The organism is Burkholderia cepacia, from assembly GCF_001718835.1.
GTDB classification, from domain to species: Bacteria; Pseudomonadota; Gammaproteobacteria; order Burkholderiales; family Burkholderiaceae; genus Burkholderia; species Burkholderia cepacia_F.
Genome location: NZ_CP013442.1, coordinates 92137 through 117017, shown reverse-complemented (window position 1 = coordinate 117017; position 24881 = coordinate 92137). Strand labels below are relative to the sequence as shown.

Genomic DNA, 24881 nt, shown 5'->3' with positions numbered 1-24881 from the left:
TGCAGCAGGCAGGCTCACATGAAAACCCACTACGCACGGATCGCAAGACTGGCAAGCATCGCGGCGCCGGCCCGGAACCCGGACCTGCTCGCGGCGCAATACCGGGTATTCGCCGGCCAGCTCCCGGTGATGTACCTGATCCTCATATCGAGCACCTGGAGCCTTGCCGTCACGCATCTGCGCAGCACGCCGTGGTGGCTGTCGGTCGCGATGCCGGCCGCGATGACGCTCGTGTCGCTCGCGCGGCTGCTGCACTGGCGCCGCGCCCGGCTCGCGGAGCCGACGCCTGACACCGTGTTGCGTGCGCTCACGACGACGAACTGGCTGGTGATCCCGATCGCGGCGACGTTCACCCTCTGGGCGCTGCTGCTGTTCCCCTACGGCGATGCGTGGCAAAAGGCCCAGGTCGCGTTCTACATGGCGATCACGGTGATCGGCTGCATCTTCAGCCTGATGTACCTGCGCACGGCCGCGCTGATCGTGGCCGTGATCGTCAACGCCGCGTTCATCGCGTTCTTCCTTTCGACGGGCCAGCCGACGCTCGTCGCCACCGCGGTCAACATGGCTTTCGTGTCGACGGCGCTGATCGCCGTCATCTCCGTCAACTACCGGGGCTTCGTGCGCACCGTCGACGCCCAGGCTGAATCGCGGATGCGCGAGCAGGCGCAGACGCGGCTGATGCGGATGATCGACGACATGCCGGTGGCCGTGATGACGGCCGACCCGGAAACGTTCCGCATCAACTACCTGAACGCGGCGTCGCGAAACCTGCTGCGCTCGATCGAGCATTTGCTGCCGATCCGCGCGGACGATGCGCTCGGTGCGTCGATCGACTTCTTCCATCCGCACCCGCAGCACCAGCGCCGCCTGCTCGCCGATCCGGCGAACCTGCCGCATCGCGGCCGCGTGCGGCTCGGGCCGGAAGTGCTCGACTTCCAGGTCGCGGCGGTGCGCGATGCCGAGGGGCGCTACATCGGCCCGATGCTGTCGTGGGCGATCGTCACGCAGCAGGCCGAGGCGGAAGCGCGCATCCACCAGCTCGCGCATCACGATTCGCTCACGGGCCTGCCGAACCGCGCGACCTTCCTCGCCGAATTCGACACGAGCCTGCGCCGCTCGGACAAGATGCTCGGGCTGCTCTTCATCGACCTCGACGGCTTCAAGCTGATCAACGACGCGTGCGGGCATTCGGCGGGCGACGAGGTGCTGCGCCAGGTCGCGGAACGCCTTCGCGGGCAGTGCCCGGAAGCGAGGACGATGCTCGGGCGCATCGGCGGCGACGAATTCGCGGTGCTGCTGCGCGACACCGACGCGGACGGCGCGATGGGCGCGGCCGCGCGGCTCGTCGACACGCTCGTCGCGCCCTATGCACCCTATGCGCCGTCGCCCGAGCGGCAGTTCCGCATCGGCGCGTCGATCGGCTGCGTGCTGGCGCCGCATCACGGCAACGACGCCGGCGTGCTGCTGTCACGCGCGGACATGGCGCTCTATGCGGCCAAGAAAGCCGGGAAGGGTACGTACCGGATGTTCTCGCCGGACATGGAAACGCGCGCGCAGGAGCGGATCGCGCTCGAATCGAAGCTGCGCGCCGCGCTGGACGCAAACCAGGGGCTGTATGTGTTCTACCAGCCGATCGTCGATGTCCGGACCCGCCAGGTGACGACGCGCGAGGCACTGCTGCGCTGGCATCACCCGCGCGCCGGCTGGATTTCGCCGGGCCGCTTCATTCCGGTGGCCGAGCGCGGCGGCCTGATCGACCGGCTCGGCCGCTTCGTGCTCGACCATGCTTGCCGGGAGGCGGCGCGCTGGCCGGACGGCGCGCGCGTCGCCGTCAACGTGTCGGCGGCGCAACTCGGCCACGGCACGATCGTGCCGGCCTTCGCGGCGGCACTGGCCGGCGCGGGCCTCTCGCCCGACCGTCTGGAAATCGAGGTGACGGAAACCGCGCTGCTGCATGACGAGGGCAAGGCCATCGCGGACCTGCGCGCGCTGCGATCGATGGGCGTGCGCGTCGCCCTCGACGATTTCGGCACGGGCTTCTCGTCGCTCGCGCATCTGCGCGCGTTTCCGTTCGACAAGATCAAGATCGACGGCAGCTTCGTGCGCGATGCGATCTCGCGACCGGACTGCGCGGCCGTCGTGCGCGCGGTGGCCGATCTCGGCAAGCGTCTCGGCGTGACGACCGTCGCGGAAGGCGTCGAGACGGAGGAGCAGCTGGCGTGCATCACGGATGCCGGCTGCCGCGAGGTGCAGGGCTTCCTGATCGGCAAGCCCGCGCCGGGCGAGCACGATGCGCCGGCCATCCGCTGGATCGAGCGCGCCGCGCTGGCCGCGAAGAAGCGGGCCTGACCGGCGACGAAACGGCCGGAGTACTGAATGACTGCTGCGGATCGGCGGCGCATGCCCCGCACAGTGCGATAACTGACAGTTTCTCGCTGCGGGGCTCCGTCGGTTTCGCGATGGCGCTCGCGAACCAGGCGACGCTGATTCGCGCGATCGCCGCCTACGGCTACGACGCGCAGTGCGAGCGTCACCTGCCGCGGCTGATGGCGGGCGAGATCGGCGCCACCGCGATCTCCGAGAAAGGCACCGGCACCGAGGTGCGCGCGCTCGAGACACGCTTCGCGCGCGACGGCGACAGCCGCGGGTATCGGCTCGACGGCCACAAGTACAACATCAGTCGCGCGCCCGACGCCAGGCTGATGATGATCGTCGCGTCGTCCCACGTCGACGGCAAGCCGGCCACCTCACTCGTGCTGATCGATCCCGAGCGCCCCGGCGTGCGGCGCAGCCCGCCGCAGGCGACGCTCGGCGTCGCGGACCTGCCGATCGGCGACATCACGCTCGCCGGCGTGCGGGTGGCCGACGACGAGCTGCACGACGCGCGCGAAGCGCTGTACCGAGCTTGCGCCCACCGCCGGATCGATACGTCGGGCCGGTCCGTCGATCAATCGCTGGCGGCGGCGCTCGACGCGCTGGCGGCCGGATGATGGCCTCCCCTTGATTTCCGTGCGTTTTTCCGAGGCAAGGTGATCCAGCTGCGACAAGGCGTAGCGGTTGGCCCATAAAATCAGCGCGCGGTCCTGCGAATTCATGCCACGCCGGATCACCCATCTTCGTGCGTGTCCGGACACGCCCACCGACGGCGCAGCCAGTGATCCACCGACAGCACGCCGGCTCCACGGCACAGCAGCACGAGCAGCATGGCGGCCCATTGGATGTGCGTCGGCCAAGCCTGCGGATAGACGAAAATCTCGATCACGGACGTCATGGCGAGCAGCACGCATGCCGCCAGCCGCGTGCCCAATCCCAGCACGAGCAAGACGGGCATGCCCAGCTCGATCGACACGGTCAGATAGGCTGCAATCTCCGGGGGCAGCACGGGTACCCGGTATTCGTCGCGAAACAGCTCGAGCGCCGCGTCCCAGTTTGCAAGCTTGGCCATTGCCGAATTCCAGAAGATCGTCGCGACCGCAACCCTGAGTGGAATCGCGAGTAGCCAATACGGCACCTGCTCGAGCCACTGCACGACGCGCAACACGCGGGCGAGCACGGACGACGCATGGAGATCCGCTCGGGTCAGGTGACGCATGACGATGATCCTCCGTGATACGGCCAGTTGTCCGACGCCGGTACGGCCTCGACACAGCATCCGTGCGCGAGCAGCATGGCCACGAGTGCGTAGCCGTCCGCGTGCGTCGCATGAGACAGCGCGTCGCGCATCGGTTCGCCGGCAAAGAGCGCGGTCGCGATGCGGTACTCGCCGCGGCCCAGGCGGATCACGTCGACGCCTTCGGTCACGCGCTGCACGAGCAAATGAACCGGTTCGTCGTCCAGACGAATCGCCGGCATCGCCAGGGTGTCCTGCTCGAGGACGGCGCGCCAGATCTTGTCGACCGGAAAATCGCTGTGCACGAGCCGCACTGCGGGATGCGGCAAGAGCCGCAGCGTACCGAGCGTGCGGTCGTCGAGCGACGCAAGGCGGGCAACGTCGCGTACCGGCGCGTCCGGAGCATGCAGCACGGCATTGACCTGCCATTCGAGGCGCGCGACGTCGATCAAGTAAGGGATCGACGCGATGTCAGGAAGCTGCGCGAGAAACGCCGGAAACGCCGCGCCATATTCGTCCAGCCACGCACTTTGCGGCGGCGACGCCTCGATGAAGCGCCGGGCCGCCCCTTCGAAGCATTCCGCGCCGACCAGACGTTCCAGTGCCGGAAACGCGAGGCGCAGCGCGTTGACGAGGACGCTCGTCGCCGTGTTGCGATAGATCGCGAGGCGCGCGTGCGGCGACAGCCCGTCGGGCGCGATCCAGGCCGCTGCGTCATCCGCGACGCCGAGCAGGCTGAGTCGAACAGCCTGCTGCAGCTCAGCGAGCGTCGGCGAGCGCGGATTCATGTCGAATTGCCTCCAGCATCGAGTCGGCGCGCGCCGCTTCCTGCAGCAGGGTTTCGAGCGGCGGGACGTCGGTGTCCCATTCGATCAGCGTCGGCGCCGCGCCGAAGCGGCGCAGGGCGTCGTGGTACAGCGACCAGACTTCCGCGGCGACGCGCGAACCGTGATCATCGATGCGCAGCGTTCGACCGTTCTCGAGTTGTCGGACACTGTGGCCGGCCAGATGAATCTCACCGATTGCCGCCGCCGGCAACGCAGCGAGATAGGTCTGGGGATCCCAGCCGTGATTGCAGGCGCTGACATAGATATTGTTGACGTCGCAGAGCAGGCCGCAGCCGGTGCGTCGCACCATTTCCGACAGGAATTCCCACTCGGGAATGGTCGATTGGACGTAGCGCAGGTAGGTGGACGGGTTTTCGATCAGAATGCGCCGTCCGAGCGCGGCCTGGACCTGGTCGACATGCCGGCATACCACGGCGAGCGCTTCGTCGGTCATCGGCAACGGCAGCAGGTCCGCAAGATAGGTTCCGCCGACGGCACTCCACGACAGATGCTCGGAAACCAGAGCGGGCTCGAAACGCCGCACCGCCGCCCGCACGCGTGCCAGATGCGTCGCATCGAGCCCGTCCGCGCTGCCGAGGGACAGGCCCACGCCATGCAGCGACAGCGGGTAGTCGCGGCGGATGGCGTCCAGGTATTGCAGCGCCACTCCGCCCTCCATGTAGTTCTCCGTGTGCACCTCGAACCATGCGACAGCCGGCCGTTGGTCGAGCACGATCCGATGGTGCCGAAAACGCAGGCCGACGCCTGCCCGCGCCGGAGCCGGGCGCGGCGTCACGCGGAGCAACGGCGCGGACACGTTCATCGCGAGCGCGCCCTCAACCGGCCTTGAGCTTGCCGCCCGCGATCTTGCCGCAGTCGCCGGCCGGCAGCAACACGAACGACTTCGAATCACGGGCCTGCGTCGCCTGGCCGGCGCACGAATGCGCCCCCTCGGCGCAATCGTTCTTGGCCACCGCGTTCACGCCGTAGCATTTTTCGAGATGGTTTTGTGCCATCCTCGACATGTTGTCCTTCACGACCTGCGGCATATTGCTCATATCCTTCATGCCTTGTGCCGGTGCCGGGAGGGCTTGCATGGCAAGCGCCAGCCCGACGGCGGCGGACAGCGAGGAAATGGCTGAAGCGGACTGGTTCATGGTGTCTTCTCCTGGGATGGAGATCGCCGATGCGCGACCATGTCGGAAAATTCGCTGCGTTACGACCAAAGGTTACGCAGTGCGCTGGAATTTTTTCTGCACTGGGCCTTGCAGCGGGATCGATCGGATATGACTGACGAGAAAGGCCATCAGGAAAGCCGCATCCATCTGGTCCGGCCGGCGTCGGAACCGGAGCGCGGCACCGGCGGGCATGCAGCGACTCGGGAGGACGGTTCGCCCGACTGGTCGATGTTGATGGCGTGCGCGCAGATCGGGGACCGGGCCGCCTACCGGCGCTTGCTCGAGAGCGTCGCCCCGTACCTGAGGCGGCTGGTCGCCCGCCACGGCGTGCATCCCGATGCCGTCGAAGACGTGGTTCAGGACATTCTCGCAACCGTGCACCAGGTGCGTCATACGTACGCGCCCGAGCGGCCGTTCGGGCCCTGGCTGGTGTCGATCGCGAGCCGCCGCATCGTCGACGCGTTGCGCCGCCAGGGACGCGCGGCATCGCGCGAGCTGCCGTTCGATCCCGACCATGAAACCTTGCCGGGACCTGGAGCGAATCTTATGGAAGACGCGGCAGATGCGCGGGTGCTGCGCGACGCGATTGCCCAGTTGCCCCCCGGCCAGCGCGACGCGATCCAGCTGCTGAAACTCGAGGAGATGTCGTTGAAGGAGGCGGCAGTGGCGAGCGGCATGACCGTTGGCGCATTGAAGGTCGCCGTTCATCGCGGGCTCAAGGCGTTGCGCAGGTTGCTGGAAAAGCAGGAGAACGATCGATGAGGCGCTCGACATCCGAACTGATCGAATCGTTGGTGGCCGACAGCGCGCCCGTCCGTCCGCTGCGCCGACCGCTCTGGCGGGCGGCTGGATGGCTGACGTTTGCGGTATTGCTGCTCGTGTGCATCGCGACCGCTCACGGCTTGCGGCCGGACTTGCCGCTCAAGTTGCATGAGAGCGCATACGTCACAGCCATCGTGGCGGCCATTGTGACGGCTGTCCTCGCCGTCGTCGCCGCATTCATCACCAGCGTACCCGGCCGCTCGCTACGCTGGTTGCTGCTGCCGCTTCCGGCCTTGCTCGCCTGGATCTCCACGATCGGCTATGGGTGCCTGACGAACTGGGTCCAGATTGGCCCGGACGGCCTGTCGCCGGGCGAAACCGCCCGCTGCGTCGCGACGCTCGTGCTCACCGGCGTGCCGCTTTCGTCGACGTTGCTGATCATGCTGCGCCACGTTGCACGCCTCGCCCCCATGCCGGCAGCGATGGCCGGAAGCGTCGCCGTGTCGGCAATGACGGCGGTGGCGCTGTCGCTGTTCCATCCGGTCGATGCCACGGTGATGATTCTCGCCTGGAATATCGGCTTGACCGCCGTCCTGTTGATCGGCAGCGCTTGGTACGGCCCGCGACTTTTCCATTGGATCGCGTCATTTTCCTGACCATTTCGGCTTCGCTTCGATTTCGCTGCGGCTTAGGGCCTGTTCACGCTAATAACGGGCTTGCGCTGGCCGCCAGAAGGGCCGAGCGGTCGCCCCCTCAAAACAATCGTCAATGAAATCGGTCGCTTCCTGACTGAGCTCGACGCGATGCCCGATGCGGAGAACGGTTCGCCATTGGGACTCATCGGCCGGCCGTCCGCGCGCGTGACGGTGACGGCGAATGCGGGCGCGGCGAGCGCGACGCGCCGATCGTCGCAACGATCGACCGGCGCGAGCGGGCCGCGGCGGCGCGCGGCCCCTTCCAACCGCTTACTGCACGTGGAACTTCGGCGACGTCGAGACCGTGCCGCCCACCGTGCAATCCGGCGTCAGCGTGGCGTTGTTGAACGTCAGCGACGAGTTCGGATCGCTCCACGTCGTGACGACCTTGCTCGGCCCACAGGTGCCGAGCAGCGTGACGTTCACCTTAACGTTGTTGATCGACAGTTGCGTCGTGCTGTCGGCCTGCCCCGTCCACGGCGACGTGCTCGACGCGCTGCCCGAGATGAGCCCGCACGTGCCGCCGCCCGTGAACTGCGTCGACGTGATCGACACGATGCCGGTCGACGTGATCGTGCCGTTGAACGTCGCGTTGCAGTTCGCGCTGATCCCGCCCTTGCTGAGGCCCGTGATGCCCGATGCGGAGAACGGTTCGCCGTTCGGGTTCATCGGCTGGCCGTCGGCCCGCGAAACGGTGACTGCGAAAGCAGGCGCGGCGAGCGCGGATGACAATGCAAGCGCAGCAACTGCAGAAACGGCTTTGCGAATCTTCATGGTACTGGCCTCACTTGACGAATGGCGGCGAGCCGCCGAATGTACGGCGCGCGGGCCTGGCCGGCCCTTGCGCCGCGGGAATCCGGCACGGCGCCCGACGGGCGCCGTGCCGGATCAGAACTTGTAGGAAATCCCGACGAACGTGATCAGCGGATCCGCCTTCAACCGTGTGCGCGTGGTGGCGAGCGTCGAACCGTCGGCCGCCTTGATGGTCGTCGTCGCGTACGTCTTCAGCGGCATGTACGTCAGCGTCGCCGTCAGCCCCCAGTGCTTGTCGATCGCGTAGCTCGCGCCGACGTTGTAGACCGGCGTGAACGACGACGACGCCTTGCCCTCGACCGACGTCGGCCCCGGCTTGCCGGCGCCCGCCGCGAGCACGCTCCCGAGGTTTTCGTTGATGTCCTTCGCGAAGTTGCCGTTCAGTTCGATGTTGCTGAACCAGCTGTAGGCCACGCCGATCCCGACGAACGGCCTGAAGCGCGCGTTCGACGCGTTGAAGTAGTACTGCAGGATGATCGTCGGGCTCCACTGCCTTGCGTTCTTCACGGCCGGCTGGTTCGCGGCCTTGCCGAGATCGACGTTGCCGAGCGAGCCGCTCGGGCCGAACGGCCGGATCTCTCCGTGCCCGGTCAGCGTGAACTCGGGCGGCACGCCGAGCACCGACGTCACCGCGATATGGTCGGTGACGAAGTGCGTGAGCGTCAGGCCGACCGTATCGGCGTTGTTGACGGTCAGGCTCGTGCCGGGCGACGTGAACGACCCGGGCAGGCGCAGCGGCCCGTTGATCGGCGAATCCACGACGTGGGTGGTCAGCGGGCCGCCCGAGCCTTGCGGCATGATGTGCAGCCAGCCCAGCGTCGCGACGTTGTCGCCCGCCTGCTGCGCGAGCGCGAGCGCCGGAACTGCCGCGGCGACGCCGGCGAAAAACAGCTTCTTCATGGGATCTCCTCGCATGTTGCGTCCGCCGGCGTCACTGCACGAATGCGCCGACCGTGAAGTACGGATTGCTCGTGTCGTTCATGTCGAGGAACCCGAACACGCCGCCGGTGAACACGAACTTGCCGGTCGCCGGCCCCGACGCCGCATCCGCATGCACGGTCGTGACGACACCCGGCACCTTCTGCGTGAAATCGAGGTTCAGCGCGCGCGTGAGCGCGGCCTGCGACGCGTTGAACGGATCGAGCAGCGTGGCCTGCGCGCCGACGAGCGCGGTCGCGCGGTAGTTGAACGCGCTGTCGACGCCCGTGTACTCGCCGTTCTGCGAGCCTTGCGTGATCGCCGTCTGCGGGCTCAGGAACGAGATGCCCGATTCGTCGTCCGCGCTCGGCGAGCCCTGCGTGAGGTCCGCATTCGCCGCACCGGTGCGGATGAAGATCGGCACGAGCTGGTTGCGCAGCTTGCCGACGATCAGGATCCCCTTGCCGGCCTTCGCCGGATCGACCGCCGCGAGCGTCGGCGGAATCTGCGGCAGGTAGTTGAGCGACTGGAACGCCGGCGCATCCGGGCGCAGCGTGAACGGCTGGTTCACGGTCGCGCTCGACGCGAGCGGCTGCCCGCCGTTCTTCTTGCCGAAGTTGTCGGTCTCGACGTAGCTGCCGTCCGCGTTGATCGTCACCTGCTGGTCGAGCGCCACCGGCTGGAAGCTTTGCGACGGCACCTGGTGATAGCCGAGCTGGTTGTACTTGCCGGCGATCTTCGTCAGGTCGGTTTCCAGCGACGAGAAACTGATGAACGGGTAATACGGGAACGTCGTCTTCGGGATCTTGCCGACGCCGATCACGCCGTCGAACTGGATCGTCGCGCCGGGGATCGCGCCGCCCAGCACGCCTTCGCCGAGGAACAGCCGCGCGGGGCGGCTCGGGTCGAGGCTCGCGTTCTGCATCCGGAACGTGCACTGGTTCAGCTTCACCGTCGGCAGGCCCGTCTCGTCGGCCAGCGTGCCGGTCATCACGTTGTACGGCGCGACGGCGCGCGTCGGCTGAACGGTGCCGGTCGTGGTCGGCACCGGCGACGCGAGATAGGTCATCCGGTACGTCATCTTCGTCGTGTCGAGCTGCACCTTCACGAGTTCGCCCGACCCCGACCCGCCGATGAACACCGTGTTGTAGTCGATCGTCTGCGGGCAGAGGCGCACGACGGGCGCCGGCGGCGGATCGGCGTCGCCGCCGCATGCCGCGAGCACCGGCGCGCATGCGGCGGCGGCCATCCAATGGGAGATTTTCATAGGAATCCTGTTTATGTGGACGAAGGCGGCGTTGCGCGCCGCCTTGCCTGCCGGATGATTACTGGACGAACGCGCCGACCGTGAAGAACGGGTTGACCTGGCTGTTGTTGACGACCATCGCGTAGACGTTGCCGATCTTCACCGCCCAGCCGGTGTCGCCCTTGCTGATGATCGCCACGTTGCCGCTCGCGCCCTTCGCGTTGAAGTCCTGCGTGGCCGTGACCTTGATCTTGCCGGGCGTCGCCTGTGTGTAGTCGAGCCCGAACTGCGAGGTCACCGACGACGTCTGCGGATCGATGAACGCCGCGGTACCGCCCTGGAACAGCGTGGACGTATAGTTCGCCGCGATCGACGAGATCGCGCTGCCGTCCGAGCAATTGCCGGCGCCCGGTTCGAAGAAGGTGCCGTTGTAGATGCCGGGCAGGTCCGGGTGCGGCGCGTTGTGGTCGAACGCGGGCCCGTCCTGCGCGGGTGCGCCCGTCACGCCGTTGTAGGTGACGACACCGCACGCGGCGGCGCTCGTCGCGCCGATGAAGCCGCCCTGCATCGCGTTCGCCGGCATGGCCGTCGCGGGCGCCAGCACCGAGATGCCTACCTCCGGGTCCGCGACCGCGCCGGCCGGATTGCCGGGCGGCGAATACGAGTAGCCGACACGAATCACGACCGGCACCAGCACGCCGTTCAGCTTGCCGACGATCATGATGCCCTTCGCCTGCGACGGCGTGATGAACACGATCGTCTGCGACTGGCCCGCGATCGGGTAAGGCTGCCCCGTCTGCGGCAGGCTGACGAACACGTTGTCGGGCGAACCGTCCGCATTCGTGCGCAGCGTCCACGGCATGCCGGTGGTCTGGCACGAGTAGTCGCTATCCGGCGTGATCGTGCAGGACCCGTCCGCGTTGAACGTCTGGTTCCAGTTGACCACGTCGGGCTGCCAGCCTTGCGGCTGCGTGCTCTGGAACGAGCTGCCGGTCGGCTGAAGATGGATGCCGAGCTCGTTGTAGTTGCCCGCGACCTTCGTGAAGTCGGTTTCCGTTTCGATGAAACCAATGAACGGATAAAAATCGAACGTACGTGACGGCACGATGCCGAGCGTCACGCCCGGAAAGAGCTCGATGCCGGAGAACGCGATCGTCGCCCCCGGAATCCCGCCGCCCACCACGCCGTTGCCGACGAACAGCATCGGCGGATCCGCGCGGTTGATCGTCACCGAATACGCGCCGTCGCTCGTCGCGCCGCTGTCGAGCACGAACGCACAGCGGTTCTGCTCGGCGGTCGGGAGCGTGGTCGGATGATGGAACGCGCCGCTGATCGTCAGGCCCGCGCGCGTGTTGTTGACCTGCCCTGCCGATGTCGGCACCGACGATTCGATGAACTGCATCTGGTAGGTCATCTTCGTCGTATCGAACTTCACCTTCACGTACTCGCCGCTGCCTGCGCCCCCCGTGTACGTCGTCGTGTAGTCGAGCGCATCCGGGCACAGCTTCGTGACGACGGGCGGCTGCGTCGCGGGCCCGCTCGGCGGGCAACTGCTGCCCGAGCACTGCGGCACGTTGATCGGCCCCGGATCGTCGCCGCCGCCGCAACCGGCGACGAACGGCGCGGCCAGCATCGCGCAGGACAACAAGGCAGACAGCCCAGGCTTGAAACGCATCAGCCCCTCCTAATGATGAACGTGTGTCTCGTCGGCGCGGGCTCTCGGCCCGTCGCCATTGATGCCGGCCGCCGTCGACCGGGCGACGGGTCGGCGGCTGCCGGATGGCGCCCCGGCCGCCAACGGCCGTGAGCGTGCATGCGCGGCCCTCGCGCGCCGGCCGTGCGGCGGCGCGCGAAAGCGGAAATCGTGGCGGTGGAATGCGGCCGGCTAGAAACCGGCTGCGCGGGATGGCGGTGCGTTGCGTGCGCGGCCCTGTCGGGCGATCCGCGCGGAATGATGTTGCGTCGTCTGCCCCCAGCCTCGGTGTCTCATCTCGGTCTCCGTCGGTTCGCGGGGCTCGTGACGGCGCCGCGTTGTTTGCGTGAAACTATGATCCGACGAATGCGGTATGTAAATTGATACCGAATTCCAAACATTGCATCGTGCGAGAGACTGCCGGCACAAAGGGCGTTCACGATTTTTCAAACGACATACAAATGTGTATCGAGCCACCGGCAGATGTGCGTTTCCGTCGTCATGGGTGATGCGACGCGCGAACATACTCCACCGTTCGCCCCCGCATGACTTTGCATTTGATGGCAATTTCGAACATGATCCGCCGGACTGTGCATACGAACGGTTTTTCATCGAAACCCGCTGAGTCACGAAAAAACCGTTCGGGCGCACAGTTTTCAAGAATTCTGGAGCCAATCCAGTCAAAACTCGTCAATCACACAGTTTCGGCTTGCTTTTCGCGATATAGGTGCAATACTGTGTGATCGTACAGTTTCTTCTTTTTGCCGCGACGAAACGCACCGGCGCCGCGCCATCGGCCGGCCCGCCGTTTCCGTCGCTGGAGTCCGTCGACATGCGTTACACGATCGAGCACGCGTCCGACCTCGGCGGTGTGATCCGCGCCGCCCGGAAGGTGCAGAACCTGCGCCAGGACGATGCCGCCGGCAGCGTCGGCGTCAGCGAGTCGTTCATGGTCAAGGCCGAGCGCGGCGCGGACACCGTCCAGTGGGGCAAGGTGTTCCAGATCCTGCAGGGGCTCGGCGTGCGGGTCGTCGTCGACATTCCCGACGCGAACGACGAGCTCCTCCGAAACCAGTCGGCCAGGGCGAACCATCGCGCGAGCATCAGGGAACGGCGCGCCGCCGAGCGGCTGCTGCTGCGCGCCGATGCCGCTTCACTGCCCGATTCCATCGACGCGGCGCGCCTGCTGAAAGCCGCCAGGATGCTCGTCGCCGACGCGGAAACCGCGGCGGAATCCGCCGCATCGGCCGCGCGCGCGACGCGCGCATCGCAACCGCCCGTGCCGAACGCCGCGTCCCGCGCGCTGGACGTCGCCCGTCGCCTGCTGGCCGACGCGGACGCCCACGCGCACGCGCCCCGCCCGCCGCGCGGCAATCCGGCCGAACCAGGGGACGGGCAATGACCGGGCGCACCCTCGTCGCGTCGATCGACGGCCAGCGCATCGGCACGCTGCACGAGCACCAGAACCTGTGGGCGTTCGAGTATGCGCGTTCGTGGCTCGACCATCCCGCCCGCTTCGCGCTGAGCCCGCACCTGCCGCTGCAGGCGGACGTGCTGCGCGATGGCGCGACCACGCGCCCGGTGCAGTGGTATTTCGACAACCTGCTGCCCGAGGAAACCGTGCGCGCGCTGCTCGCGAGCGACGCGGGGCTGCCCGACATCGCCGACGCGTTTGCGTTGCTCGCGCACTACGGCCGCGAATCGGCCGGCTCGGTGACGCTGCGCGCGCACGACGATCACGCGGACCCGGACACGCGGCTGCGGCCGCTCGGCGACGCGGAGCTCGACGCGCGCATCCGCGCGCTGCCGACGGTCCCGCTCACGCATGACGCGCCGAAGAAAATGTCGCTCGCGGGCGCGCAGCACAAGCTTCCGGTCGTGCTGCGCGACGGGCAATTGTTCGAGCCGAGCGGGCAGGCGGTCTCGACCCACATCCTCAAGCCGAATCACCCGCACGCGCACGACTACCCGCATTCGGTCGTCAACGAATGGTTCGTGATGACGCTCGCGCGCCGCGTCGGCCTCGACGTGCCCGACATCGAGCGCCGCTACGTGCCGGCGCCCGTGTACGTGATCCGCCGCTTCGATCGCGACGTGACGGACGGCGCGGTCGAGCGGCGTCACGCGATCGACGGCTGCCAGGTGCTCAACCTGGCCGCGACGATGAAATACACGGGCTGGTCGCTCGACGCGCTCGCGGCGCTGGCGAACGCCTGCCGCGCGCCCGCGCCGGCGCGGCTGCGAATCTTTCGCTGGCTCGTGTTCTGCATCGTGGTCGGCAACGGCGATTCGCACCTGAAGAACCTGAGCTTCCTCGTTGCCGACAGCGGCCTCGCGCTGTCGCCGCACTACGATCTGCTGTGCGACGGCGTGTACGAAACCGCGACCTACAGCCCCAGGAGCCGCTGGCCGGACCTCGCCGAATTCACGCGGCCGGTCGCCGGCGTGCGGCGCTACGCGGACTTCACGCGCGACGTGCTCGAGCAGGCCGGCGCGGCGCTCGGGCTGACGCGCGCGACCGCGCTGCGCCACGTCGACGCGCTGCTGCAGCACATTCCCGCCGAGGCCGACGCGCTGCTGCGCGAAGTGGCCCGGGACAACGACGCGATGATCGCGGCGCGCCCCGAACTGACGGCGACGCTCGGCGGCGAAGTCCATCTGTTGCGCGCGATCCGCCATATCGTCATTCATGAGATGGTCGGGCGGTTGCGAAGCCGCTGACCTGCACCAACGACCAGCGCAATGCACACCTCCCCCCGCCCGCCCATCGTCGAGCAACTCGTCGCACGGCTCACCGCCGCGCCGGACCATCCGCGCTTCGTCGGCGCGCCGCTCGATCCGTCCGGTCTCGACGCGCATGCGCTCGGCGCGGTCTGGCCCGCGCTGCGCCACGCCGAGCGTGCGTGTCATGCCTACGACGATCCGCGCGCCGAATGCCTGCGCTGGCTGCACCGGCAGATCGATGCGCTCGACCTCGCGCCGCAGCTCGACGAACCCGCCGCGCTCGAGCTGTTCCGCGGCGTGCGCGCCGGCGAATGGGCGCATGCGCTGCAGGACCTGCCGTATCTCGCGCAAGCGCCTTCGCCCGCGCTGCAGGCGGAGCTGGCCCGCATCCTGAGCGCGTCGCCCGACGGCGAATGGCGCAGCACGCTGTCCTACGGGCTGGTTGCGCTGGAGCACTTCGCGGGCCGGCGCGGCCGCACGCCGTTGCGGGACCAGGTCGTCGCGTTCCACCAGGACTCGCCGTTGCGCGTGCGCGAGTGCGACGTCCTCGCCGAACTGGGGCCGGCCGCGCTGCTCGCGCTCGCCGGCACCCATGACGGCTATTTCGCGCCGAAGCGCCTGTGGTTCGATCTCGACGATCCGGCCGTCACGCTCGCGGACGAGATCGCCTACGTCGAGTTCGCGCGCGACACGCTGACGCAAGCGGCCCGGCGCGTCGCCGACATCCAGGGCGGGCAGCTTCCCTATGCCGCCGATCGTGCGTTCACGACCGACGACGCGCAGGTCGTCGCCCGGGCCGCCCGCGTGGCCGCCTATCGCGACGAAGCGTGGCTGCGCCCGCTGATCGGGCCGCTATTGACCGGCGTGTGCGTCGCGCCGACGGCCGCGAAGACCGCGCCGTCCCAGTCGCTCGCGATCGCGCTCGGCCACGCGGTCGAGACGATCCCGACCCCCGAGGGCGTGCGTGCGCTGCGCGACGCGCTGGCGGTCGTCCGGCACGCCGGCGTGCAGAAGAAGCTGGCACGCAACCTGAAGCCGGCCGAGCGCGCGCTCGGCGAGCGGCCGCACACCGCGCTGCGCATGACGCTCGACGCAAAGCCCGACAAGAAGCAGCTCGCGATGCTCGCGACCTGCATGGAAGCCGGCTTCTGGCAGGCGACGTCGCTCGCCCCGGCCGAGTGGCGGCAACGGCTGGTGGATGCGCCGGCGGGCGCGGCGTTCTCGACGCGGATGATCTGGCAGGCGTTCGGGCCGGACGGCCGGCGCCGGTCGTTCATGCCGGACGCGGCGCACGGCGCGCTCGTGCTGCGCGACGCGGCCGGCGAGCCGTGCGAGATCGACCCGCACGGCTCGATCCGTCTGTGGCATCCGCTGGCGGCCGACGCCGACGAGCGTGCCGCGTGGCAGCGCGCCGTGGTCGCGCGCAGGATTCGCCAGCCCGTGCGGCAGGCGTTCCGCGAGTTCTACGCGCCGGCCGCCGACGAAGCAACGACCGGCGAAGCCGCGCTGTTCGAAGGCCACGTGCTGTCGAGCCGGCAGCTGGTCGGCGTCGCGCGTCGCGAAGGCTGGTCGATCCGCGCGTACGACGACGGGCTCGTGCGCGAATTCGGCGACGTGCGCGCGACCTTCTTCGTCGCCGCGCAGCTGTTTCCCGGCGCGGACGGCCTCGGCACGTCAGGTCTCCTGACTTTCGAACGCAAGCGCGAGCGGCGCTGGGCAAGCGCGCCGCTCGACGAGCTGGACCCGATCGTGTTCTCGGAAGTCGCGCGCGCGGTCGATCTGCTCGTCAGCGTCGCGAGCTTCGCGCTGGACGACGCCGCGGATCACGCGAGCGCGACAGCCGCCGACGCCCATCGGCTGCGTGTCGAGCAAGGCGTGCGCGAGCATCGCCTGTACCGGCTGCTGGACATGCCGCTCGGTGCGATGGCGCGGCATCGCCGGCACGTGCTGTCGCTCGTGTTCGCCGAGCAGGTCGAACAGGGCCGGCTGTCGATCGACGAGCGCCACGTGCGCGTCGGCGATCATGCGGTGCATTGCGCGACGGCCCGCGTGACCCGCCACGGCGAACCCGTCGACGTGCCGTTCGAAACCCCGGCCGCTCCGCTGCGCGCGGTGCCGTGGCTGCCTTACGACGAAGCGCTGCTGCAGCGGATCGTCGACGTCGTCGCGAGCCTGCTGCTGAAGTAACGTGGCATCGGGGCCGCTTGCGTGTCAAACCTGAAACGTTTCTTACGTTTTGCAGATGCCTCGCTGACAGCTCGCAGAAAGAATCCCCGGAGTATCAACGATTTGAAAGCGTTGGCACGCTTGTGGCTTGCATTCGCCGTACAAGCCGCGCGTCGCGCTGTCGCGATCGCGTCGCAGCGTGCCGCTCCCCCCTTCGCGGCCAGCGTTGCGGCGCCGCCGCAGCGCGACGCCCCCGGCTTGTGCAGGAGCGCCATGCCTGATCGTCCCGGACGAAGCTTGTTGCGTACTTCACTCCGTCGAAAGCAACTCGCAGCCGCGCGCCTTCGTTCGTGCCAACCCACACGGATACCCATGGTCTTGTCCCGCCGGTTCCCCTCGCGCTCGCGCACCTGACGGCGCTCGACGTGCCAACCGGCGGCCAAGTCCCGATCGAACGCCATGTGCGTGACGTGTTCGACGCGACCCAGGCGCTGATCGCGTCGCTCGCCACGGTGCGGACTCGGATAAGGCTTGCGGGTTTTCATCCCGGCATCTTGTCTTATCAGCGGCAAAGTTCACGACACCCTCTAAACGCGGGGAGCAGGTCAAGACCGCCGAAATGCGCCAAGGTCGACATCCTTGTTTCAGAAATGGCGACGACTTCATTTTTTTGTTAATTCAGTTGTTCATTTCGCATTTTTATACAATAAATTGGTCGGCGCGCACACTCCATATGAAGAAGCGAATTTCTTATTTTTTAAAAATAAATAGTCGACCCTGAACAATTCGTTTCGGCGCGCGGATGAGGTCAGGCTGCCGACGGCACAGCGGTTTTGAAGCCAAGCAAAGCGACGAGAATCAGCGCGTAAAAAAGCCGCAGCTTGCGCAGGATCATCCGCAGGTTGTGACCGGCGCCGCACAACACCGCATGGATCGCATCGCCCAGAGCACCCTTGAGCCAATTCCGATCAAGCTTGCCGTCGGCCTTCATATGCCCGATGGCTGGCTCGATCGCGCTGCGTCGCCGGATCATCGCGCGCAGGCTGCGCGTGATGCCACGTCGCAAACCCGGGTGATAGACCTTCACCCCTTCGACGGCGACGCCCTTGTAGCCGCGGTCAACGACGGCGATCTCCGGTTGAACGTCGCTCAGGATCGCCGCCTGCTCCAACGCTTCGGCCAGCGTGTGCCCATCGTACGGATTGCCCGGCATCGAGCGCGCGCCCACGACCAAGCCTTCCTTATGCGTCGTCGTGATCGACACCTTTACGCCGAATTCGTACGGCTTGCGCGCTTTGCCCTTGGCCAGGCACTCGACTTCCGGCGCATGCAGTGCGTACAGCTTGTTCTTGTCCTTTGGCTTCTGCGACAGAATCCGCTTCGTGCGACCGATCAAGTCTTCCAGCGCGACGCGACTTTGCTGAGCGACGCAGTCGAGCTGCCGCTCGACGTCACGCATCACGCGCCCGACACGCGAACGCAACGTCCGCAGCGCTTTCTTCATCCGCTTGTACTGCTTCGCATGCGCATAGCGGCCGATCTGGCTTTCCAGGCGCGGCGCTTCGCGGTTGTAGTTCTGCCGCAGCTTCAGCCCGTGCCGGGCGGCGGCCTTCACCAGATGCTCCCGACAGCGTTCGAGCAGGCGCGAATCGGTGGGATGCGCAATGGCCTTTTCCATCACCGTCGTATCAACAATCACGCGCTTCAAACTCGCGCTCTTGATGACGTTCGCCCGTTTCGCCGCTTCGATCGTCTCCGCCAGCAGTTCCTCAACGCCGGCTTCGCCCAACCGCTTGCGCCAGCGCGTCAGGCTCGACGGATCCACCGGCAGCTTCGTCTGCAAGTACGTCTCGCCGGTGAACACCTGCCAATACGGATTCTCGAGCCATTGCCAGACCACGTCTTCGTCCGACAGGTCGAAGGCGTGCTGCAAGTACAGCAACCCCGCAATCAGGCGCGGCGAAGTCGCCGGCCGGCCTCTACTCGAAACGAAGCTCACGCTCATCGCCGTGCTCAACCGATCCCAGTCGATCAGATCGGCCAACCGCACCAGCGGATGCTTCAAGTTGATCTGCTCGCGCAGCGGTTGGCGAAAGAAATCTCCCTCCGGCACTGGCGTCTTCGGACCCATCCGTACCTCGTCGAAATTTGCAGGAAACTCGCACCAATATGCCTGTGCCTTGCAAATCCCACAACACCGTTTCGCACTCACACCCTTACTGCACATGCCTCGCAGGATTGTTCAGGGCCGACTAAATAGTTTGTAAAAAAATGTTTCTCCGATATTTGCCGGGATTGAGTATTTCTCTGGATCAATTGGGATTGATATGAATTTTTGCGAGGTGCGCCATCGTGAACACTGCTATGGTGTATCGCAGAAGTTACGTGCACGGTATGGCAAGCCTCGGGAAGCTGACGTTGTCTGAGCATCTCGATGCGCTAATGGCAATTGCCGCATCGGCAAGCCAATCTGTTCGATTGACCTTGCCTTTCCGGTGTCATTTGTCGTGACGAGTCATACACGTTATGACGCGTTACCGGACGATTTGCGCGTTCAGCTCGATCAGGCGGCACTATCCCTTCAGGTTTCAAATCCTATGAGAACCGTGTCATGAGCAACCCGATCAAGAATATCGTCATCGTGGGCGGCGGCACCGCGGGCTGGATGGCCGCTTCGTACCTCGTCCGTGCGCTCCAGCAGCACACGAGCATTACGCTCGTCGAATCCGCGGCGATCCCCCGGATCGGCGTGGGCGAGGCGACCATCCCGAGTTTGCAGAAGGTGTTCTTCGACTTCCTCGGGATACCTGAGCGGGAGTGGATGCCGCAGGTGAACGGCGCGTTCAAGGCCGCCATCAAGTTCGTGAACTGGCGGAAATCACCCGAGCGCTCGCGCGACGATCACTTCTACCATTTGTTCGGCACCGTGCCGAACTGCGACGGCGTGCCGCTTACCCACTACTGGCTGCGCAAGCGCGAACAGGGCTTCCAGCAGCCGATGGAGTACGCGTGCTACCCGCAGCCCGGGGCGCTCGACGCCAAGCTCGCACCGTGCCTGTCCGATGGCACCCGCCAGATGTCCCACGCGTGGCACTTCGACGCGCACCTGGTAGCCGACTTCCTGAAGCGCTGGGCCATCGAGCGCGGGGTGAAACAGGTGATCGACGAGGTCGAGCAGGTTCACCTGAACGAACGCGGCTACATCGCCAGCCTGTCCACCAAGGAAGGGCGCACGCTGGAGGCGGACCTGTTCATCGACTGCTCCGGCATGCGGGGGCTCCTGATCAACCAGGCGCTGAAAGAGCCCTTCATCGACATGTCCGACTACCTGCTGTGCGACAGCGCGGTCGCCAGTGCCGTGCCCAACGACGACGCGCGCGTGGGGGTCGAGCCGTACACCTCGGCGATCGCCATGAATTCGGGGTGGACCTGGAAGATTCCGATGCTGGGCCGGTTCGGCAGCGGCTACGTCTTCTCGAGCAAGTTCACGTCGCGCGACCAGGCCACCGCCGATTTCCTCGACCTGTGGGGCCTGTCGGACAAGCAGCCGCTCAACCAGATCAAGTTCCGGGTCGGGCGCAACGGGCGGGCGTGGGTCAACAACTGTGTCGCGATCGGGCTGTCTTCGTGCTTCCTGGAGCCGCTGGAATCGACGGGAATCTACTTCATCTACGCGGCGCTTTACCAGCTCGTGAAGCACTTCCCCGATACCGCGTTCGACCCGCGGCTGGCGGACGCATTCAACGCCGAGATCGTCCACATGTTCGACGACTGCCGGGATTTCGTCCAGGCGCACTATTTCACCGCGTCGCGCGACGACACGCCGTTCTGGCTCGCGAACCGGCACGACCTGCGCCTCTCGGACGCCATCAAGGAGAAGGTGCAGCGCTACAAGGCAGGACTGCCGCTGACCACCACGTCGTTCGACGATTCCACGTACTACGAAACGTTCGACTACGAATTCAGGAACTTCTGGCTGAACGGAAACTACTACTGCATCTTTGCCGGCTTGGGGCTACTGCCCGACCGGTCGCTGCCGCTCTTGCGGCACCGGCCGGAGTCGATCGACAAGGCCGAGGCGATGTTCGCCCGCATCCGGCGCGAGGCCGAGCGTCTGCGCACGAGCCTGCCGACGAACTACGACTATCTGCGGTCGCTGCGTGACGGCGTCGCGGGGCTGTCTCGCAGCCGGCCCGGGTCGACGCTCGCGGCGCCGGAAGTCCTGTAGTGGAGCGCACCCTCGACCGGGCATTCGCATTCGCGGCCACGCATGCCGCGGTGGCGGCCTGCGATCCGCTGCGGGCGCGGGCCCTCGTTCTGCAACTGCCGGGCCTGAACCGTCAAAAGGACGTGCCCGGCATCGTTGGCCTGTTGCGCGCGTTTCTCCCGGTGCGCGGCATGCCTGCCGGCTGGGGCTTCGTCGAAGCCGCCGCCGCGATGCGGGACATCGGGTTCTTCCTGGGCTCGCTCAAGCGGCACGGCCACGAGCCCGTGGACGCGGTGCCCGGGCTCGAGCCGGTGCTGCTCGACCTGGCGCGCGCGACCGGCATGCCGCCGCGCGAGACGCTGCTGCACGTGACGGTCTGGAACCCGGCGGCGGCCGACGTGCAGCGGAGCTACACCGGGCTGCGGGACGAAGCGCACCTGCTCGAGAGCGTGCGCGTCTCGATGGCGGCCCTCGAGGCGGCCATCGGGATGACCGTCGAGCTGTACGACGTGCCCCTGCGGTCGCCGTCGTTCGCCGAAGGGTGCGACGAGCTGGCGGACTATCTCCACAAGATGGTCGAATCGATCGTCTACGCCTACCGCTATATCTCGGTGCAGGTCTTCTACGACGAGCTTCGACCGTACTACGAACCGATTCGGGTCGGGGGCCTGAGCTACCTCGGCCCCGGTGCCGTGGAAATGCCCCTCTTCGTGCTGGAGCACGTGCTGTGGGGTTCGCAATCGGACCACCACGGTTATCGGGAATTCAAGGAGACGTACCTGCCCTACGTGCTTCCCGCGTTCAGGGCGGTCTACGCGCGGTTCGACGGGGAGCCGGCGCTCGTCGACCGCGTGCTCGGCGAGGTGCCGGCGGCCGGCGCGCGGGGCTGGCCCGTCGGGGCCGGGCTGGCGGCCCTCGACCGGGTCTTCGAGGTCCTGCTGCGCTTTCGCGCGCCTCACGTCAAATTGGCGGAGCGGGCGTACGAAGTCGGGCGAAGCGGCCCCACGATCGGCAGCGGGGGGTACGCGCCCAGCATGCTCGGCGATCTGCTCACGCTCACGCGTGCCGTGCGGTCCCGCCTTCGCGCCGCGCTCGACGAGCCCTGACACCGACACCCGGCGCGTGCGGCCATGTGTTCCATCTCACAAGGAGAGTGTGCCCCCATGACTCAGAAGAGCCCCGCGAACGGGCGCGACAGCAACCACTTCGACGTGGTCATCCTCGGCTCGGGCATGTCCGGCACCCAGATGGGGGCGATCCTGGCCAACCAGCAGTTTCGCGTGCTGATCATCGAGGAGTCGTCGCACCCGCGCTTCACGATCGGCGAATCGTCGATCCCCGAGACGTCCCTGATGAATCGCATCATCGCCGATCGCTACGGCATCCCGGAGCTCGACCGCATCACGTCGTTCTACGCGACGCAGCGTTACGTCGCGTCGAGCACGGGCATCAAGCGCAACTTCGGCTTCGTGTTCCACAAGCCCGGCCAGGAGCACGACCCGAAGGAATTCACGCAGTGCGTGATTCCCGAGCTGCCGTGGGGCCCGGAGAGCCACTATTACCGCCAGGACGTCGACGCCTACCTGTTGCAGGCCGCCATCAAATACGGCTGCACGGTGCGCCAGAGGACGAGCGTGACCGAATACCACGCGGACAAGGACGGCGTCGCGGTGACCACCGCCCAGGGCGAACGGTTCACCGGCCGGTACATGATCGACTGCGGCGGACCGCGCGCGCCGCTCGCGACCCGGTTCAACCTCCGCGAAGAGCCGTGCCGTTTCAAGACGCACTCGCGCAGCATTTACACGCACATGCTCGGGGTCAAGCCGTTCGACGACATCTTCAAGGTCAAGGGGCAGCGCTGGCGTTGGCACGAGGGAACCTTGCATCACATGTTCGCGGGCGGCTGGCTCTGGGTGATTCCATTCAACAACCATCCGCGATCGACCAACAACCTGGTGAGCGTCGGCCTGCAGCTCGACCCGCGTGTCTACCCGAAAACGGACATCCCCGCGCAGCAGGAATTCGACGAATTCCTCGCGCGGTTCCCGAGCATCGGCGCGCAGTTCCGGGACGCCGTGCCGGTGCGCGACTGGGTCAAGACCGACCGCCTGCAATTCTCGTCGCGTGCCTGCGTCGGCGACCGCTACTGCCTGATGCTGCATGCGAACGGGTTCATCGACCCGCTCTTCTCCCGGGGGCTCGAGAACACCGCGGTGACCATCCATGCGCTCGCGGCGCGCCTCATCAAGGCGCTGCGCGACGACGACTTCTCCCCCGAGCGCTTCGAGTACATCGAGCGCCTGCAGCAGAAGCTGCTGGACCACAACGACGACTTCGTCAGCTGCTGCTACACGGCGTTCGCGGATTTCCGCCTGTGGGACGCGTTCCACCGGCTGTGGGCGGTCGGCACGATCCTCGGGCAGTTCCGGCTCGTGCAGGCCCATGCGAGGTTCCGCGCGTCGCGCGACGAAGGCGACCTCGATCACCTCGACAACGACCCTCCGTACCTCGGGTACCTGTGCGCGGACATGGAGGGGTACTACCAGTTGTTCAACGACGCCAAGGCCGAGGTCGAGGCCGTGAGCGCCGGGCGCAAGGAGGCCGGCGAGGCCGCGGCGCGGATTCACGCCCTCATCGACGAACGCGAGTTCGCCAGGCCGATGTTCGGCTTCGGGTACTGCATCACCGGGGCCAGGCCGCAGCTCAACAACTCGAAGTACAGCCTGGTGCCGGCGTTGAAGCTGATGCACTGGACGCAAACCAGCGCGCCGGCCGAGGTGAAACGGTACTTCGACTACAACCCGATGTTCGCGCTGCTCAAGGCGTACATCACGACCCGCATCGGCCTGGCGCTGAAGTAGCCGGCCGACACCGGCAGGAAAACGATGAACGACGTTCAATTCGATCAAGCGGTCGTCACGGAGCATCCGACGGGGGCGTACGACGCGACCACGCGTGTGGCCGCGAGCTGGTACGTCGCGATGCGCTCGGACGACCTCAAGGACAAGCCGACGGCGTTGACGCTCTTCGGCCGTCCGTGCGTCGCGTGGCGCGGCGCGATGGGGCGGGCGGTGGTGATGGATCGTCACTGCGCGCACCTCGGCGCGAACCTGGCCGACGGGCGGGTCAGGGACGGATGCATCCAGTGCCCGTTTCACCACTGGCGGTACGACGAGCAGGGCCGCTGCGTTCACATCCCCGGCCATAGCGAGGCGGTGCGCCAGCTGGAGCCCGTCCCGCGCGGGGCGCGCCAGCCGACGTGGGTCACCGCCGAGCGGTACGGCTACGTGTGGGTCTGGTACGGCTCCCCGCAGCCGCTGCACCCGCTGCCCGACATCGCCGCGGCCGACGTCGACAACGGCGACTTCATGCACCTGCACTTCGCGTTCGAGACGACCACGGCGGTCTTGCGCATCGTCGAGAACTTCTACGACGCGCAGCATGCGACCCCCGTGCACGCACTCCCGATCTCGGCCTTCGAGTTGAAGCTGTTCGACGACTGGCGCCCGTGGCCCGAGGTCGAGCCGCTGGCCCGCGCGGGCGCGTGGTTCGGCGCCGGGATCGACTTCACCGTGAACCGGTATTTCGGGCCCCTCGGCATGCTGTCGCGCGCGCTCGGCCTGAACATGTCGCAGATGAACCTGCACTTCGACGGCTATCCCGGCGGATGCGTGATGACCGTCGCGCTGGACAGCGACTTCAAATACAAGCTGCTCCAGTGCGTGACGCCGGTGAGCGACGGCAAGAACGTCATGCACATGCTCATCTCGATCAAGAAGGTGGGCGGCGTGCTGCGTCGCGCGACCGACTACGTGCTGTTCGGGTTGCAGACCCGGCAGGCCGCGGGGTACGACGTCAGGATCTGGAACGGGATGAAGCCGGACGGCGGCGGTGCGTACAGCCGGTACGACAAGCTCGTGCTCAAGTACCGCGCGTTCTACCGGGGCTGGGTCGACCGCGTCGCCGAGACGGGCGCTCGACCGCACCGCCGCGAGTGAGCGGCGACGCGTGTAGGGTTCCGACATGCCAAGGAGATATC

21 protein-coding genes are annotated in these 24881 nt (G+C 66.9%); 12 read left to right on the top strand and 9 right to left on the bottom strand.

Annotated features, from left to right (window positions below):
- Positions 1-18: 18 nt before the first annotated feature.
- Entirely contained in the window at positions 19-2349 is a 2331-nt protein-coding gene (locus WT26_RS00345) for a putative bifunctional diguanylate cyclase/phosphodiesterase (RefSeq protein ID WP_069271954.1), read from the top strand.
- A gap of 110 nt (positions 2350-2459) precedes the next feature.
- Entirely contained in the window at positions 2460-2990 is a 531-nt protein-coding gene (locus WT26_RS00340; protein WP_230461540.1) for an acyl-CoA dehydrogenase family protein, read from the top strand.
- A 116-nt stretch (positions 2991-3106) separates the two neighbouring features.
- Here the strand turns inward: WT26_RS00340 and WT26_RS00335 are convergent, their stop codons facing one another.
- The 4 genes from WT26_RS00335 to WT26_RS00320 are packed head-to-tail and all read right to left on the bottom strand — an operon-like array spanning position 3107 to position 5594.
- The gene (locus WT26_RS00335) at positions 3107-3592 is read right to left on the bottom strand and encodes a DoxX family protein (RefSeq protein ID WP_060155125.1); all 486 of its coding nucleotides are present in this window, start codon (positions 3590-3592) and stop codon (positions 3107-3109) included.
- On the bottom strand, positions 3580-4398 hold the full coding sequence (locus WT26_RS00330; protein WP_060155127.1) for a DNA-binding domain-containing protein: 819 nt from the start codon (positions 4396-4398) through the stop codon (positions 3580-3582). Before WT26_RS00330 ends, WT26_RS00335 begins: the two co-directional genes overlap by 13 nt.
- Positions 4370-5260 (bottom strand): DUF692 domain-containing protein, encoded by an 891-nt coding sequence (locus WT26_RS00325; RefSeq protein WP_059956775.1) that lies wholly within the window; start codon positions 5258-5260, stop codon positions 4370-4372. The genes WT26_RS00330 and WT26_RS00325 overlap by 29 nt, the downstream gene beginning before the upstream one ends.
- 13 nt (positions 5261-5273) lie before the next feature.
- On the bottom strand, positions 5274-5594 hold the full coding sequence (locus WT26_RS00320; protein ID WP_045565614.1) for a DUF2282 domain-containing protein: 321 nt from the start codon (positions 5592-5594) through the stop codon (positions 5274-5276).
- Positions 5595-5723: 129 nt separating this feature from the next.
- On the opposite strand from WT26_RS00320, the gene WT26_RS00315 reads away from it, so the two are divergent.
- Together WT26_RS00315 and WT26_RS00310 are read left to right on the top strand one after the other, a co-directional pair.
- Positions 5724-6377, top strand: coding sequence for a sigma-70 family RNA polymerase sigma factor (locus WT26_RS00315; RefSeq protein WP_060228107.1), 654 nt, complete (start codon positions 5724-5726; stop codon positions 6375-6377).
- Complete coding sequence (locus WT26_RS00310) at positions 6374-7033, top strand: NrsF family protein (RefSeq protein WP_059956773.1); 660 nt, start codon at positions 6374-6376, stop codon at positions 7031-7033. The genes WT26_RS00315 and WT26_RS00310 overlap by 4 nt, the downstream gene beginning before the upstream one ends.
- Positions 7034-7342: 309 nt before the next feature.
- Here WT26_RS00310 and WT26_RS00305 read toward each other — a convergent pair whose 3' ends face one another.
- From WT26_RS00305 to WT26_RS00290, 4 genes are all read right to left on the bottom strand, one after another.
- Positions 7343-7846, bottom strand: coding sequence for an activator protein (locus WT26_RS00305; RefSeq protein ID WP_069271953.1), 504 nt, complete (start codon positions 7844-7846; stop codon positions 7343-7345).
- Positions 7847-7960: 114 nt separating this feature from the next.
- Positions 7961-8785 (bottom strand): OmpW/AlkL family protein, encoded by an 825-nt coding sequence (locus tag WT26_RS00300; RefSeq protein ID WP_069271952.1) that lies wholly within the window; start codon positions 8783-8785, stop codon positions 7961-7963.
- Between the two features lie 31 nt (positions 8786-8816).
- Positions 8817-10070 (bottom strand): DUF2957 domain-containing protein, encoded by a 1254-nt coding sequence (locus WT26_RS00295; RefSeq protein ID WP_069271951.1) that lies wholly within the window; start codon positions 10068-10070, stop codon positions 8817-8819.
- 58 nt (positions 10071-10128) lie between these two features.
- Positions 10129-11724, bottom strand: a complete 1596-nt coding sequence (locus WT26_RS00290) for a DUF2957 domain-containing protein (protein ID WP_069271950.1) — start codon at positions 11722-11724, stop codon at positions 10129-10131.
- A gap of 850 nt (positions 11725-12574) precedes the next feature.
- Between WT26_RS00290 and WT26_RS00285 the strand changes: the two genes are divergently transcribed.
- The 4 genes from WT26_RS00285 to WT26_RS38250 all read left to right on the top strand — a co-directional run bounded on the left by WT26_RS00285 (position 12575) and on the right by WT26_RS38250 (position 17309).
- Complete coding sequence (locus tag WT26_RS00285) at positions 12575-13144, top strand: helix-turn-helix domain-containing protein (protein WP_069269696.1); 570 nt, start codon at positions 12575-12577, stop codon at positions 13142-13144.
- Positions 13141-14463, top strand: a complete 1323-nt coding sequence (locus WT26_RS00280) for a HipA domain-containing protein (protein ID WP_069269448.1) — start codon at positions 13141-13143, stop codon at positions 14461-14463. The genes WT26_RS00285 and WT26_RS00280 overlap by 4 nt, the downstream gene beginning before the upstream one ends.
- Positions 14464-14484: 21 nt before the next feature.
- Complete coding sequence (locus WT26_RS00275) at positions 14485-16653, top strand: DUF4132 domain-containing protein (protein WP_069271949.1); 2169 nt, start codon at positions 14485-14487, stop codon at positions 16651-16653.
- 329 nt (positions 16654-16982) lie between these two features.
- Positions 16983-17309, top strand: coding sequence for a hypothetical protein (locus WT26_RS38250; RefSeq protein WP_080485587.1), 327 nt, complete (start codon positions 16983-16985; stop codon positions 17307-17309).
- A 131-nt stretch (positions 17310-17440) separates the two neighbouring features.
- Here WT26_RS38250 and WT26_RS00270 read toward each other — a convergent pair whose 3' ends face one another.
- Positions 17441-18763 (bottom strand): IS5 family transposase, encoded by a 1323-nt coding sequence (locus tag WT26_RS00270; protein ID WP_059591749.1) that lies wholly within the window; start codon positions 18761-18763, stop codon positions 17441-17443.
- A gap of 480 nt (positions 18764-19243) precedes the next feature.
- On the opposite strand from WT26_RS00270, the gene WT26_RS00265 reads away from it, so the two are divergent.
- Genes WT26_RS00265 through WT26_RS00250 form a run of 4 tightly spaced genes read left to right on the top strand, consistent with a single transcriptional unit; the run spans position 19244 to position 24840 of the window.
- Positions 19244-20860 carry a tryptophan halogenase family protein gene (locus WT26_RS00265; protein WP_069271948.1) on the top strand — a complete coding sequence of 539 codons (1617 nt, stop codon included), beginning with the start codon at positions 19244-19246 and terminating at the stop codon, positions 20858-20860.
- Positions 20860-21945: a monodechloroaminopyrrolnitrin synthase PrnB family protein gene (locus tag WT26_RS00260; RefSeq protein WP_069271947.1), complete on the top strand. Its 1086-nt coding sequence runs from the start codon at positions 20860-20862 to the stop codon at positions 21943-21945. The genes WT26_RS00265 and WT26_RS00260 overlap by 1 nt, the downstream gene beginning before the upstream one ends.
- 57 nt (positions 21946-22002) lie before the next feature.
- Positions 22003-23703, top strand: coding sequence for an NAD(P)/FAD-dependent oxidoreductase (locus WT26_RS00255; protein ID WP_069271946.1), 1701 nt, complete (start codon positions 22003-22005; stop codon positions 23701-23703).
- A gap of 24 nt (positions 23704-23727) precedes the next feature.
- A complete protein-coding gene (locus tag WT26_RS00250) occupies positions 23728-24840 on the top strand; it encodes a Rieske 2Fe-2S domain-containing protein (RefSeq protein ID WP_069271945.1) in 1113 nt (370 codons plus the stop codon).
- Positions 24841-24881: the final 41 nt, after the last annotated feature.